This window comes from Mycobacterium sp. NGS18 (assembly GCF_059813185.1).
The window spans coordinates 146,243-161,267 of sequence record NZ_JCALEC010000009.1; the positions used below are offsets into that span (position 1 = coordinate 146,243).

Here is a 15,025-nt window from a genome sequence, read left to right on the forward strand (position 1 = left end):
AATGCCTGAGACTCCCCCCACTGATTCCCCGTCCGCGGCCAAGTCCACCAAGCCCAAGAGCGCGGGTTTTCCGAAATCTTCCACCTCGTCGCAGGGCATGTCGGTGCCGACGATCGCCGCTCTGGCCCTGGCGGTGCTGGCCATCGTGCTCGCCGTTGTCGGGTGGTTCTACCCGTCCACGAGCCACAAGTTCTCCGGCGACCAGCGCGACGAAGCCAAGGGCAAGATCTGCGACGCGCAGGCGGTGGTGCGCCAGGGCACGCAGTTCAACACCAACCTGCAGAACCCGGTGCCCGGCGACCTCGCCGGTGACCTGGCGGTGGGCACCAACGCCCGGCTGTCGCTGTTCGCCGGCGGTGCGTTCCTGCACCAGCGCCTGGAGGCCAACCCGGCCGCGCCGGAAGACCTGAGCAAGGCCGTCGGCGACATGGCCGACACGCTGGAGGCGCTGAGCATCAACTACCTGGCCGGGCACTCGCCGGACGACGCGGTGCAGCAGCCGCTGCGCGACCAGCTGCGTGGGCAGATCGACGTGCTGGACAACCTCTGCCAGCCGTAGCACTTCCTAGATCCTGAATCCGGCTCAGCGCCGGTTGCGCATGACGCAGCCGGCGCTGAGTCGTTTTGCGGGGCCGTACTGAGACAGTGCCGGCGTCACGGTGACGCTCATCTGATGGTTGGTGTCGGGCACCCGGCAGGCCGGTCGCATGCCGTCCAAGTGCGCCGGGTCGAAGTAGGCCTTCCAGGCGGCCGGCGATGACATCGTGTCCCAGTCCAGCCGCGCGGCGGTGCCATCCAGGAACGGCGACAGCATCTGGTCGACGGCGTCGTCAAATACTTCGGCTTGTGCCAGCGGGGTGGTGACCACCGGGCCAGGACGAACGCCGGGTTGGCGTCCGCGGAGGCGGTCTGGGCGGTGGATCTGTCGTGCACCTAAGTCCGTCGACGTCCACCAGTATGCGGCCGGGTTGGGTTGTCTCCTCACCCCGGGCACCTATGACAACACTGAGTTTCCTTCGATGCAGTAAGAAGCGGGGGAGGTGCGCAGGCGCGACAATCTGGTAGGCAGGCCGCAGCTGTCGTCCACGGCGCGAGCGGCCCGCGCGAGACCGCCGCGCACGTCTGCGACGTGCGGCTTCGCTGGATGGGGGCGCTGTCGCAGCGAACAGGGCTGCTGATCGCCGACAAGAGCCATTGCTGCGACTAAGTGAATGCCGAGCCGAGTTTCATGGCTGCCCCTACGAGCCGCGGCAGCATAAACCCTCTATGAGGCTGTGTTTCGTGTGCCGGAAGGGCACCCGCGGCTGATGAGATCTAGTTCACCTCAGGTGTACTTAATTGACGGCCGTGCACATTCTTTCACCGTAGGGTCGGCGCGGTCTTAAGTGACCGCTGATCACGCACGCCGTGAAGCGACAAGCCCGGCAGCGGGCTCGTGGAGCGCCGTGAAATCCACTCTGAGCTGTAGAGATACGGTTCGTCGGCCGGAGTAGCCGCGCTGGAGCCGGACCGAGGACACGCGCGAAGTGTCTGAAAAAGGACCGACTTTTCTAAGAATTTCCGCGGGCTGAAGACTAGGTTTTCAGCCCAATAACCCCATGTGAACCTATATTTTCGCCAGCGGCCAGCGTCATTCCGGCTTTGTGCACTGGGGTTGACGCCACAAGAATTGGCGTTAACGTAACCCTCCGCAGGGCTTGTTATGCCGCCGTTATGTGCAAGCTAAGGGGAATCTTCCATGTCTCGTCGTAGTCAAAGCGCGCCGAAGGGGCGTCGCGCGGGCCGGGTTATCGGTGCAGGAAGTGCGGTTGGCGCCTTCCTCGCGTTCGGGATGGGGCCGCTGGCGGCCGCACCGGCCGCGCACGCCGATTTCGATGACGTGCTCATCGATCTGCTCGGCCAGGACCTGGGCGACGCCGTCGCCGGTTTGGGTGCCAACTTTGGGGATCAGGGCGCCTGGGAGGTGGTCTTGGACCCGGCTAGCTGGTCGGCGTTCTTCGACGGCCTCGGCAGTCAGAACACCTGGGATGCGGTGCTGGCCGATCTCGACCTGAACGCCGCCGGCTCGGCCGTCGCCGACCTGCCGGGTTCTGCCGCTGCGTTCAACTGGAACGACATCAACTGGGCGATGCCGTTCGGTAACGGCGCCGCTGGCACCGTCGACCACCCGGACGGCTACGCCGGCGGGTGGATCTGGGGCAGCGGTGGCGCCGGTTGGGACTCGACGGGCGCGGGGAGCCACGACGACGGTGGCAATGGTGGTCAGGCCGGTCTGTTCGGCGGCGATGGCGGTGCCGGCGGTGACGGCTTTGCGGCCGGCGACGGTGGCGACGGTGGTGCCGCGGGGCCATTCTCCTGGTTCAGCCATGGTGGCGACGGTGGAGCGGGCGGTAACGCCGGTGGCAACGGTGGCAACGGCGGTGACGCCGCGCTGTGGGGCGCTTTCAGCACCGCCGGTAACGGTGGTGACGGCGGTGCCGGTGCTGTCGGTGCTGCCGGCGCGGCCGGCGCCGTTGCCGGCCTCGGGGGCAACGGTGGCAACGGCAATAACGGCGGCGCAGGCGGTAACGGTGGCGCCGGCGGTAAGGGCTCGACGTTCTTCGGGGCCGGCGGCAAGGGCGGTGCGGCCGGTATGGGCGGCACCGGCGGTGTCGGTGGCGAGGGCGACGACGGCGCCGCGGGCACCGCGACGCATCCCGACGGCACGGCCGGCGGCGACGGCGGACTGGGTGGCGCCGGCGGCGCCGCCGGCAAGGCCGGTGCGGGCGGTGCGGGCGGGTGGTTTGCCAGCAAGGGCGCCGACGGCGCGGCCAGTATCCAAGGCGTCGGCGGGGCCGGTGGCGAAGGTGGCGCCGGTGGCGCCGGCTACGACGCCGCCTCGGACGACAGCGCCGCGCCTGGAACCTCCGGGGGCAACGGTGGTGCCGGCGGCGACGGTGGCGTCGGCGGTGCAGGTTCGACGCAGGGTGCGCATGGCGTCGGTGGCGTCGGTGGCAACGGCGGCAGCGGCACCGATGGCGAGGACGGCGCGGTCGGCGGCGCCGGGACGGCGGCCAGTCCGACCGGCGGCACCGGCGGTAACGGCGGCACCGGTGGTAACGCGGGGGCCGGCGGCGCCGGTGGTGACTCCGGTGGCGGCAACCACGCCGCCGATGGAACGGACGGCAGCGCCGGTGGGGGCGGCAACGGTGGCGCCGGTGGCCAGGGCTACGACGCCGCCACCGACCCGAACGCGGTGGCAGGTGCCAACGGTGGCAACGGTGGTGTCGGCGGCAACGCCGGCAAGGGCGGCCTAGAGGCCGACGGCACCACCCGCGCCGCCGCCGGCTCGGCCGGCGTCGGCGGTAACGGTGGCGACGGCGCGGCCGGCGCTGCCGGCACGCAGGGCGGCATCAACTCGCCGACTGCCGGCGGTACCGGTGGTAACGGTGGTAACGGCGGCCAGGGCGGCCTCGAGGCTGATGGCACCACGCACGCCCAGCAGGGTGACGGCGGTGACGGTGGCGTCGGGGGCACCGGTGGCGACGCCACCAGGGACGGCGACGGCAACTTCATCGGCAACGGCCTGAGCCCGGCGCACCCGGGCGCAACCGGCGTCGGCGCCTCCGGCGGCACCGGCGGTAACGGTGGCACCGGCTTCCACGCCGGTACCGGTGGTGACGGTGGTGTCGGCGGCAAGGGCGTCTACGGCGGTACCGGTGGTGACGGTGGTACCGGCGGCGCGGTCGGCGGCGACCACGTCGGTGGCAACGGTGGCACCGGTGGTGCCGGCGGTGAGGGCTCCGGCCACGGCGGCTACGGCGGCCAGGGCGGTGCCGGTGCCAACGCAACCGGAACCGACACCGCCGGCAACGGCGGCGACGGCGGCGTCGGCGGTAACACCACCGGCCTGGGCAACATCGGCCAGTACGGAACGTTGGCCGGCGGTCACGGCGGCAACGGTGGCGTCGGCGGTACCTCCGCGGCCGGTCAGGCCGGTACCGGTGGTAACGGCGGCAACGGTGGCACCGGCGCACCGGTGGCCAGCGACAACGTGCTGAACACGTTGAGCACGGGCGGCTCGGGCGGTACCGGCGGCAACGGTGGCGCGACTACAGACGGCACCGCAGGTTCCGGCGGCACCGGTGGTGACGGCGGTGAAGGCTTCACCGGTGGCCACGGCGGTGCCGGCGGTAACGGTGGTGCGGTGGCCACCGGCGGTAAGGGCACGGCTGGTGCCGGCGGCGACGGTGGTGACGGTGCGCAAGGCGGTGCCGTTGGTACCGGTACCACCGGCGGCAACGGCGGCTCCGGTGGTGCCGGGGCGGCAGCCGACGGCAAGACCGCCGGCGAGGGCGGCGGCGGCGGTGGCGGTGGCGGTGGCGCCATCATCCAGGGCACCGACGGCGCCACCATCATTGACAGCACGGCAACCGGTGGTGACGGTGGCGCGGGTGCAGCGGGTAGCACCACCGGTGTCGGCAGCAACGGCGCCACCGGTGGCCTTGCCGCGATCGCAGCCAACGGGAGCGGCAGCAGTATCGCTCACGCCACGGCAACCGGTGGGAACGCCGGAACCGGTGACGCCAAGGGCGGCGTCGGCGGCGACGGTGGTGCCGCGGTGATCTCGGCGAGCAACGGTGGTTCGGTCAGCTACGCCAACGCCAGCGGCAACACCGGCGGCAACGGCAGCAACGGCGGCACAGGTGGCGTCGGCGGTACCGGCTTCATCACCGCCGACAACGGCACGGTCACCGGCGACACCCCGACGGGCACCAACAGCAACGCCACCGGTGGAGTCGGCGGTGCGGGTGTCGACGGCGGCCAGGGCGGCGCCGGTGGTATGGGGCAAATCCGTGCCGACGCGGGAGGTGTCTCCTATGGCCAGGCCACGGGCGGCGCCGGCGGTACCGGTACAGACGAGCACAGTATCGGTGGTACTGGTGGTATCGGCCTTATCTGGGGCACGAGCTCGATCGCCCACGGCGTCGCTAGCGGAGGCGATGGCGGCGCTGCCACCGACGCGGGCTCCGGCGGTCACGGCGGCACCGGCCAAGTTCAGGCCACGGGAGCCGGGTCCAACGCCTTCGGAGTCGCTAGCGGCGGCAATGGTGGCGCGGGCGACGGCGGCGCCGGTGCTGGCGGAGACTATGGGCTCGTGTTGGCGCAGAGTGGCGGCGTCGTGTCGAACAGCACCGCTACCGGCGGCAACAGTGTCGGTGGCCAGCTTGGCGGCGCAGCGCAGGTGTCCGCCCAGGACGGCGGGTCAGTCACCGGCAGCTCCGCGACTGGCACTGATGCCAGCGACTCTGCTGGTGGCGGCTTCGCGACGGTGTTCGCGACCGGCAGTGACAGCGCGATCACCGACACGCATGTGACCGGTGGTGCGGCGGGTACCGACGACGGCAGTGCTGGCGCAGCGGGCGGCACCGGTGGCATTGCCGCCGCCTACGCGTTCGAGGGCGGCGCCATCAACGCCGCGACCGTGACCGGCGGCGACGGCGGCACCGGTACCGATGGCGGCGCCGGTGGTACTGGTGGCGGGGCTGCTGCCGAGGTGCATGGCGCTGGCAGCACCATCACGGGGACTGCCAAGGGCGGTGCCGGCGGCACGGGTGACGGCAAGAACAGCGTCGGCGGTGACGGCGGCGGCGGCTACCTGGTGGTCGACCAGCCCGGCGGCACCATCGGCGGTGACGGTCATGCGGCACTGGGCCAGGGCGGCATCGGCGGTAACGCGACCAATGGCGGTCACGGCGGTACGGCCGGCTTCGGTGAGCTGGAGGCCGGCCAGACGGCCGGGGCGACCGGTACCGGTGGCACCTCCTACGGCACTGCCACCGGTGGTAATGGCGGCAACGCCGCTGGGACCGACAGCGGTGGCAATGCCAGCCAGGGCGGTCACGGCGGTAACGGCGTCATCCAGAGCGGCCGCGCCGAGGGTGGCGGCAGCGGTGGCACCTCGCATGGCACCGCAACGGGCGGCGATGGTGGGAACGCTACTGCCGGCGGCCAGGGCGGGAAGGGCAGCTACGGCAGCATCCTTTCCAGTGGTCAGGACGCTGAGTCGGCCGGCACCGCTCACGGCGGTAACGGTGGTGATGGCCTTCTCGGCGGTACCGGCGGCGCCGGCTTCGGTGGCCAGCTCAACGCCTTCGGCGACAACGCCTCGATCACCGGCAGCGCCGCCCAGGGTGGTAGCGGTGGCGACGGCACCCATGCGAGTGGTGTCGGCGGCAACGGGGCGATCGGTTACGTCAACGCGGGTACCGACGGCACCATCACCGGCTCGAGCAGCACCGGCGGCGACGGCGGGGCCGGCGACGGCCACACCGGCGGTGCGGGTGCGACGAGCAACGTGAACGCGAGCGGCGGCGGCAGCGTCACCGACAGCCATGCCACCGGCGGTAGCGGCAGTGCCACCGCCAACGGCGGCACGGCCCTCATCGACGCCACCGACGGCGCGGCCATCACCGACACCACGGTGACCGGCGCCGACGGCGGCGCCGCCAGCAATGGTGGGACCGGCGGTGACGGCGGCGCGGCCTCTGCCGTCGCAACGAACGGTGGCGCCATTAACACGGCGACGGCGACAGGTGGCGCCGGCGGGACCGCCCTCAACGGTGGCGCTGCTGGCGCCGGCGGCATGGGCAGGCTCACGGCCGACGGCGCCGGCAGCAGCGTCAGCGGCGATGCCACCAACCCCACCGGTGTCACCGGCGGCGCTGGCGGCAACGCCGATGGCACTGGCAGCACCGGCGGAACCGGTTCGGATGCCGATCTCTGGGCAGCTAATGGCGGTACCGTCAGCGCGGCCTCCGCGACCGGTGGCGCGGGTGGTAACGGTAGCGATGGGGGCGCCGGCGGCTCCGGTGGTTACTCAGTTGTCAGCGCCGGCGTGGAAGGCGGCACCGGTGGTAGTGCTTCGGGTGTTGGCCAAGGTGGTGCCGGCGGCAATGCCGACGGCGACGGAAGCACCGGTGGCACCGGAGGAAGTGGCAACATCCAGGCCGGCTTTGTCCGGACAGGAATCGGTGGTAACGACGGGTCGGCCAGCGGGACCGCGACCGGCGGTGCGGCTGGCGCCGGGCACGACGGCGGCCACGGCGGTAACGGCGGTACCGGCAGCGTGGTCGCCGGCGGCACCGGCGCCACCGCTAGCGGTGATGCCTACGGCGGTAACGGAGGCGACGGGTACGACGGCGGCACCGGCGGTCGTGGCTTCAGCGGTCAGATCGGGGCATTGAACGAGGGAGCTCACGCAGACGGCACCGTCACTGCCGGTACCGGCGGCGACGGCACCGGTCTCACGAATTCCGGTGCCAGTGTCACAGGTGGCCAAGGCGGTTATACCTATATGCAGGCCCTGGGTAAAGATTCGTCTATCACTAACGGCACCCTCACCGGCGGCGACGGAGGCACCGGTCACGACGGCGTCAACGGCAAAGTGACTTCTGACACCGTCATGATTGCCAGGGGCGAGGGCGACACCATCGAAAACAGCACTCTGGTCGGTGGTGACAGCGCCGGTAACCTGCAAGGTCCCGGTGCACGGATCACTGTTGACGGCGGGCACGTAGCCGATAGCTCCGTGACGGCGGGACAGAGCACCGACACCTCCCTAGGCGGTCAGGGTCAAATGACTGTCAGCGGCGGCGGCAGCGTTACCGATACACATCTCACGGGTGGTGACGGGGGTGCGGGTACCGGCCGGGGCGGTGCGGCCTACCTCACTGTGAACGGTGGCTCAGTGTCTGACAGCACCGTGGATGGTGGCGACGGCAGCGATACGGCCGCTGGTGGCACCGCGACAATCACCACCGGCGGAACCGACAGCGCCGTGACCGGCAGCCACGTAACAGGTGGCAACGGCGGATCTGGGGACGGCAACGGCGGCAAGGGCGGTGGCGGCGGTACGGCCGATATCGCGGCCACCGACGGTGCCCAAATCACCGACACCACCGTTAAGGGTGGAGACGGTGGTGCCGGTACCAACGGCGGCCACGGTGGCCTGGGCGGCTTCGGTCTGGCCTCGGCGACCGGTGCCGACAGCACCATCACCGGTACCGCAACCGGCGGTCACGGTGGTGCCGGTAACAACGGCACCGGCGGCGACGGCGGCAGTGGCCAGCTGATGGTCGACGGTGCTGGCGGCAGTATCGGCGGGGGCGGTAACACCGCTGCTGCGATCGGCGGCAACGGCGGCACCGGCACCGACGGCGGCGTCGGCGGCAAGGGCAGCTGGGGTGAGCTGGAGTCCGGCGAGGTCGGCTACGCCGCCACTGGCGGTAACTCCTACGGCATTTCGACTGGCGGTTCCGGCGGGAACGCCATCGGCGTCAACAGCCACGGCGGTAACGGTGGCAGCTCGGACATCCAGAGCTCCAAGACCACCGACGGCGGAAACCTCGGTGGTCCGGGTGGTACGGCCAGCGGTACTTCGTCCGGCGGTAACGGCGGCAACGCCAACGGCGACAGTAGCCGCGGCGGTGACGGCGGCAAGGCAAGCATTGCCACCGGCGGTGACCCGAACAACGTTGCCAATGGGACGTCTCAAGGTGGCGCCGGTGGCGAGGGCCTGTCCACCGGCAACGGCGGCACCGGCGGCCACGGAGGATCGAGCCGGCTCGACGCCTTCGGCAACGACAGCGCCGGCACCCCCTCTACCGCCACCAATGGCACGGCCACGGGCGGCAACGGCGGCAGAGGTGCCTACGGTGCCACCGGCGGCGACGGCACCGACGGCAACATCGTCAACACCGGTGGCGCGCAGTCGGACGGACAGACCGCTTCCGGCGAGAACGGCGCCGACCACTAGTAACCCCCAACCCGCCAAACCACCGCGGCCCGGTCTTTCGACCGGGCCGCGGTGGCTTTCGGGGCCGGTCCGTCGCCCCGCCGGAGCGCAGTGCTATCACCGGCGATATCCGATCCGAGCACACCTACATGGTCGCCCCGAGGTGCAGAAGTGACAGAACTTGCGCACGGGGCTAAGGATGCTGCTTAGCCCTGACTGGGCGTCGGCCCCGAGCGCAGCGCTACCGCCGCTACCTCCGCAAATGCGGAACGTTAGCTGCCTGGGCGGGAACTAGACGAACGGCCTCGTGTGCCGCATGGGGCGCGACCAGCTGCGCGGTGAGGTCCCCGAGTCGGAGGGTCTCAGGCGACAGTAAATAGTCCAGCCATCTGGCGGACCGCCGCCGACACCTCCATCGAGGCGGTTGTGAAAAGCGTCACTGCCGGGGCTTTTCCGCCGTGACAGCGAGTTCAACCAACCGGTCGGGAACAGTCCATCAGCAAAGAAATTGCCACAGCTACATAACCTTCTAGCCCACCGATTATCAGGTTCTTGATAGGGGGCCAGTTGCTGCTGACGCCCAAAATTACCCAGCAAACATCCTGCACGGCACGCCGCTGACCGGCGTAATCGTGGGCGCCCGCGGATCGAATTAAAAACTCGGATAAGCCTTCTTCTTCAAAGAATCTTCTGTTACCTTAAGCGACACTGAGTCTCTTACCGTCTCGTCAACTGCTCCGCCGCCGCTACAAGGAGAAATCATGTCGTCGAAGAATTTCGTCGGGAAGAACAAGCGCCGGACCAGCCGTGCGATCGGCGCGACGAGTGCAGTGGGAGCTTTCCTCGCCTTCGGAATGACGCCGCTGACGGCAGCGCCGGCGCAAGCCGACGGGTTCGACGAGCTCTTCGACGCCCTGTTCGGCCAGGCATCGACGTGGTTCGACTCCTCGGCGCTGGAGTCGTCGGTCACCGACTTCGGCGCGTTGTTCGGCGGCGATATCCCGGGCTCGGCCGAGCAGATGCAAGACCCGCTGCAGTGGCTGGATGACCTGGTCGCCAACTCGATCAACATGGTGATCTACCAGCCGCTCCACAGTCTCGGCGAAATGTTGATCGGCAGCGGGTTCACCCTCGACGGCGTCTTCGCCAACGGCGCCAACGCCTACGTCAGTCTCGACGACGGCGACCTGATCTACCACGCCGCCACTGCGGGCGGCTTCCTGTTCGGTGACGGTGGCAGCGGTACGTACTTCAACGCCGATGGCGATCTGCTCGGCGCCGACGGTTCGGCCCTGACCGACGCCGACGGCGATGTGATCACCCTGGCCGACGTCGAGGCCGGCACCTACTCGTTCGCGAACGCCAGCGCGATTGACCTCGACGGTGGCGCCGGCGGCATGCTCGGCGACGGCGGGGCCGGCGGCAGCGGCGTCGGCCTCGACATGGTCGGCGGCGACGGTGGCGCCGGCGGTTGGCTGTTGGGCAACGGTGGCGACGGTGGCGCGGGCGCGTTCGGTGTCGACGGTGTCGCCGCAGCGGGTGGGGCCGGCCTGGCCGGCGGCAATGGTGGTGTCGCCGGCTTCCTGTTCGGCAATGGCGGCAACGGTGGCACCGGTGGCGCCGGTGGTAGCGGTGCCGCCGGGACGAACGGCAATGCCGGCGCGGCCGGGCTCAGCTTCCCCGGCAGCGGCGACGGCGCGACCGGCATTGCGGGCACCGACGGCACCGACGGTGGCGATGGCTTCGCCGGTGGCGCTGGTGGTGTCGGTGGTAACGGCGGCGCGGCCGGTCTGTTCGGCACGTCCGGCGGTGGTGGCACCGGTGGCGCCGGCGGTAACGGTGGCGTCGGCGGCAACGGTGGTGATGGCGGCGCCGGCGGCAACGGCAACGACAACACCCAGCCTCCCGGCAGCGACACCGAAGGCATCAGCGCGCTTGCTGTCGACCCGACCGGTCCCGGCGGAGACGGCGGTGCGGGCGGCAACGGCGGTAACGCCGGATCCGGTGGCGCGGGTGGCGTGGGTGGTGCCGGCGGCAACGGCGGCGCCGGTGGCTTCTTCGGCATTCACACCGCGGGTGCAGCCGGTGACGGTGGCGCCGGCGGTAACGGTGGCGGATCCGGTCTGGCCGGCAACGGCGGCAACGGTGGCACGGGTGGTAGCGGCGGCGGCGCCGGAGAGGCCGGTACCGCCGGATTGGTCCGCGCCGAGGCAGCAGCCCCGGCGGGCCTGGTCGGTGGCGGCAACGGCGGCGCCGGCGGTAACGGCGGCAACCTCGGATCGGTCGGTCTCGGCGGCAAGGGTGGCGCGGCCGGCACCAGCACCGGGATTCTTTTCGGTGGCACGCCGGGCACCGCGGGTGCCGACGGCGTCGACGGCACGATGCCGACCACCGTCTCGGGCAATGGCGGTAACGGCGGTATGGGTGGCGCCGGTAACGGCCTCAACGCGGACAACACCGGTGTGGCCGGCGGCAACGGTGGCAACGGTGGTGCCGGTGGCGACCACGGCAACGGCGGCAACGGCGGCGCCGGCGGCGCCGGCTCGCAGGGTGGCGAGGGCGCGGCCGGCTCCTTCGACAACGAGGGCACCGGCGCCGGCGGCGACGGCTTCGCCGGTGGCGCCGGTGGCACGGGTGGTACCGGTGGTGCCGGCGGCTCGGTCTCCGGTAACGGCGGCGACGGTGGCGCCGGCGGTGTCGGCGGCACGGGCGGCACCGGTGGTACCGGTGCGGATTCGTTCGACGCGACGGTGGCCGGTGGAGCCGGTGGCAACGCCGGTGATGGCGGCGTAGGCGGTGCCGGCGGCAACGGCGGTAACGCGACCAACGGCAACGGCGGCAACGGCGGCGACACCGGCAACGGCGGCAATGGTGGTGTCGGCGGTGACGGCGGCAAGGGCGCCAACGGTCAGCTGATTACGGAATTGGTGCCGACCGACCAGAACGGCGTCGGCGGCTCCGGTGGTGTCGGCGGCAACGGCGGTAACGGCGGCGCGGCCGGCACCGTGGTCGGTACCGGCGGCACCGGCGGCGGCGAGGGCCACACCGACGGGGCCGACGGCAACGTCGGCCGGATCGGCAACGGCGGCGACGGCGGTGTCGGCGGTCTCGGCGGTGACGCGGCCACCGATGACCGCGGCGACTTCATCGGCAACGGCCTGAGCCCGGCGCACGACGACGCGACCGGCGTCGGCGGCTCCGGCGGCAACGGCGGCAACGGCGGCTCCGGCTATGCGGCCGGGACCGGTGGCGCCGGCGGCGCCGGCGGCCAGGGCGTCTACGGCGGCACCGGTGGTAACGGTGGTGCCGGTGGTGCGGTGACCAGCACCGCCGACGGCGGCAACAACACCGGCGGTAACGGTGGCTCCGGCGGAAAGGGCGGCGAAGGCTCCGGTCACGGCGGCTACGGCGGCCAGGGTGGTGCCGGCGCCGACGCGACCGGCGATCAGACCGCGGGCGACGGCGGCGACGGCGGCGCCGGTGGTGATACCACCGGTCTGGGCAACATCGGCACCGACGGCACGCTGGCCGGTGGCCACGGCGGTAACGGCGGCGTCGGTGGTTCCTCCGAGAACGGCGCGGCCGGCGCCGGTGGTAACGGTGGCGACGGCGGCATGGGCGCACCCGTCGGTGACGACCTGAACAACCCGCTCTACAGCACCGGCGGCTCCGGCGGTACCGGTGGCGACGGCGGTACGACCATCGGCGGCACCGCCGGCTCCGGCGGCAACGGTGGTGACGGCGGCACGGGCAGCTTCACCGGTGGGCACGGCGGCGCCGGCGGTAACGGCGGCGCGGTGGCCGTGGACAGCGAGGGCAGCGCCGGAACCGGCACTGCCGGCAACGGCGGCGACGGCGGGGCCGGCGCCAACGGCGGCGCCATCAACGGCGGCGACGACACCAACATCGTGACCGGCGGCACGGGCGGCAACGGCGGCAGCGGTGGCGCCGCTGACGGCACGACGGCCGGCCAGGGCGGCGGCGGTGGTGGCGGCGGTGGTGGCGCCATCATCCAGCAGACCAACGGCGGCACGGTCACCCGCAGCACCGCGACCGGCGGCGACGGCGGCGACGGTGGGGCAGGCAGCCTGACCGGCGTCGGCGGCCAGGGCGGCACCGGCGGCTACGGCGGCATCCAGGCCGACGGCGAGGGCAGCACCATCGATAGCGCCAACGTGGCCGGTGGTAACGCCACCAACGGCGGCGCCAACGGGGTGAACGGCCAGGACGGCGCCAACAACACGCTGATCAACAACGGCGGCGGTGCCGTCCAGGACGTCACGGTGAAGAGCGGCGCGAACGTCGGCGACCACGTCGGCGGCGGCGCTACGGTCAACGTCGGCAACGGCGGCAGCATCTTGCACAGCTCGGTGACCGGTGGTGACGCCAGCGCCACCGCCGACGGCGGTGCCGCGAGCCTGAGCGCCATCGGCGCGGGCAGCGCGATCACCAACAGCCACGCAACCGGTGGTAACGCCGGCGTCGGGACCACCGGTGGCAACGGCGGCGCGGGCGGCACGGCCGCCATCATCGCCAACAACGGCGCCGTCATCGACCAGGCCACCGTCACCGGTGGCGTCGGCGGCGCGGGCAGCAACTCCGGCACCGGTGGTACCGGCGGCGCAGCTGCCGCCGAAGCCCACGGGGCCGGCAGCACCGTCACCGGGAACGCGACCGGCGGCGCCGGCGGCACCGGCGACGGTGAGGGCAGCATCGGCGGCGACGGCGGCGGGGCCTACCTGGTTGTCGACCAGGCCGGCGGCACCATCGGCAACGGTGGAGACCCGGCCAGCGCCATCGCCCTCGGCGGCACCGGTGGTGCGGCCACCAACGGCGGCCACGGCGGTACGGCCGGCTTCGGCCAACTCGAGGCCGGTCAGGGCGCCGGTGCCACCGGCACCGGCGGCACCTCGTACGGCAGTGCCACCGGCGGTGACGGCGGTTCCGCCGACGGCAGCGGCAGCATCGGCGGCCACGGCGGCAACGGCAACATTCAGAGCGCTCGGGCCGAGGGCGGCGGCAGTGGCGGCACCTCGCACGGAACCGCGCACGGCGGTAACGGCGGCAACGCCACCGGCGGCGGCACCGGCGGCAACGGCAGCTACGGCAGCATCCTCTCCGGCGGCAACGGCGCCGAGGCATCGGGCACCGCGACCGGCGGCAGCGGCGGCGACGGGCTCGAAGGCGGCACCGGCGGCAACGGCATGGGCGGCCAGATCAACGTCTTCGGCGACAAGGCGACCGGGAGCGACAACACCGCCCAGGGCGGAAACGGCGGCGACGGCACCGGCGAGGGCAGCACCGGCGGTAACGGCGCGATCGGCTACATCAACGCAAACGCGGGTAGCTCGATCACCGGCAGCGAGGTCACCGGCGGCGACGGTGGGGCCGGCGTCAACGCCGGAACCGGCGGTACCGGCGGTGAGGCCATTGCTTCGGCAAACGGCGCCGACAGCACCATCACCGGTAGCGCTACCGGCGGCACCGGCGGTACCGGTGACGCCGGCACCGGCGGCGACGGCGGCGCCGGCTACCTGGTCGTCGACAATGCCGGCGGATCGATCGGCGGCGGCGGCAACGACGCGGTGGCCCAGGGCGGCAACGGCGGCTCCGGTACCGACGGTGGCGTCGGCGGCAAGGGGGGCTGGGGCGAGCTGGAGTCCGGCGAGCTCGGGCAGGCCAGTGCTGCGGGTGGCAACTCCTACGGCACCTCCACCGGCGGTGACGGCGGCAACGCCAGCGGCGAGGGCAGCCAGGGCGGTAACGGCGGCAGCTCGGACATCCAGAGCTCCAAGGTGACCGGCTCGCTCGGTGGTCCCGGTGGCACGGCCAGCGGTACCGCGCACGGCGGTAACGGCGGCAATGCCACTACGGATGCCGACGGTAACGGCGGCACCGGCGGTAACGGCGGCAAGGCCAGCATCGCGACCGGCGGCGACCTTGGCAACCTGGCCAACGGAACGTCGACCGGCGGCGCCGGTGGTGACGGCCTGGACGGCGGGGCCGGTGGTCTCGGCGGCTCGAGCCGGCTCGACGCCTTCGGCAACGACGGTGGCGACCCGGCAACTCCGTCCACCGCGACTAATGGCACCGCGACCGGCGGCAACGGCGGCAGCGGCACCGGAGTCGGCAACACCGGCGGCAACGGCGGCGACGGCAACATCGTCAACACCGGTGGCACGCAGACGGACGGTGCGACGGCGAGCGGAAGCAACGGCCCGAACAACCCGGCTACTCCCTGATGTCGGA

At 71.9% G+C, this 15,025-nt stretch carries 4 protein-coding genes; 3 read left to right on the forward strand and 1 reads right to left on the reverse strand.

Annotation, left to right across the window (positions count from 1 at the left end; all coding sequences use genetic code 11):
• Position 1 precedes the first annotated feature (1 nt).
• Positions 2–559 (forward strand): hypothetical protein, encoded by a 558-nt coding sequence (locus AC5Y31_RS17225; protein ID WP_499981762.1) that lies wholly within the window; start codon positions 2–4, stop codon positions 557–559.
• Between the two features lie 24 nt (positions 560–583).
• Here the strand turns inward: AC5Y31_RS17225 and AC5Y31_RS17230 are convergent, their stop codons facing one another.
• Positions 584–868 (reverse strand): hypothetical protein, encoded by a 285-nt coding sequence (locus tag AC5Y31_RS17230; RefSeq protein ID WP_499981763.1) that lies wholly within the window; start codon positions 866–868, stop codon positions 584–586.
• A gap of 870 nt (positions 869–1,738) precedes the next feature.
• Here AC5Y31_RS17230 and AC5Y31_RS17235 point away from each other — a divergent pair.
• Together AC5Y31_RS17235 and AC5Y31_RS17240 are read left to right on the forward strand one after the other, a co-directional pair.
• A complete protein-coding gene (locus AC5Y31_RS17235; protein ID WP_499981764.1) occupies positions 1,739–8,797 on the forward strand; it encodes a beta strand repeat-containing protein in 7,059 nt (2,352 codons plus the stop codon).
• Positions 8,798–9,537: 740 nt separating this feature from the next.
• Positions 9,538–15,018: a beta strand repeat-containing protein gene (locus tag AC5Y31_RS17240; RefSeq protein WP_499981765.1), complete on the forward strand. Its 5,481-nt coding sequence runs from the start codon at positions 9,538–9,540 to the stop codon at positions 15,016–15,018.
• Positions 15,019–15,025: the final 7 nt, after the last annotated feature.

Bases quoted from the DNA above. Each gene is read 5' to 3' on its own strand.
- AC5Y31_RS17225 (WP_499981762.1), top strand. From the start codon at position 2: ATGCCTGAGACTCCCCCCACTGATTCCCCGTCCGCGGCCAAGTCCACC.
- AC5Y31_RS17235 (WP_499981764.1), top strand. From the start codon at position 1,739: ATGTCTCGTCGTAGTCAAAGCGCGCCGAAGGGGCGTCGCGCGGGCCGG.
- AC5Y31_RS17240 (WP_499981765.1), top strand. From the start codon at position 9,538: ATGTCGTCGAAGAATTTCGTCGGGAAGAACAAGCGCCGGACCAGCCGT.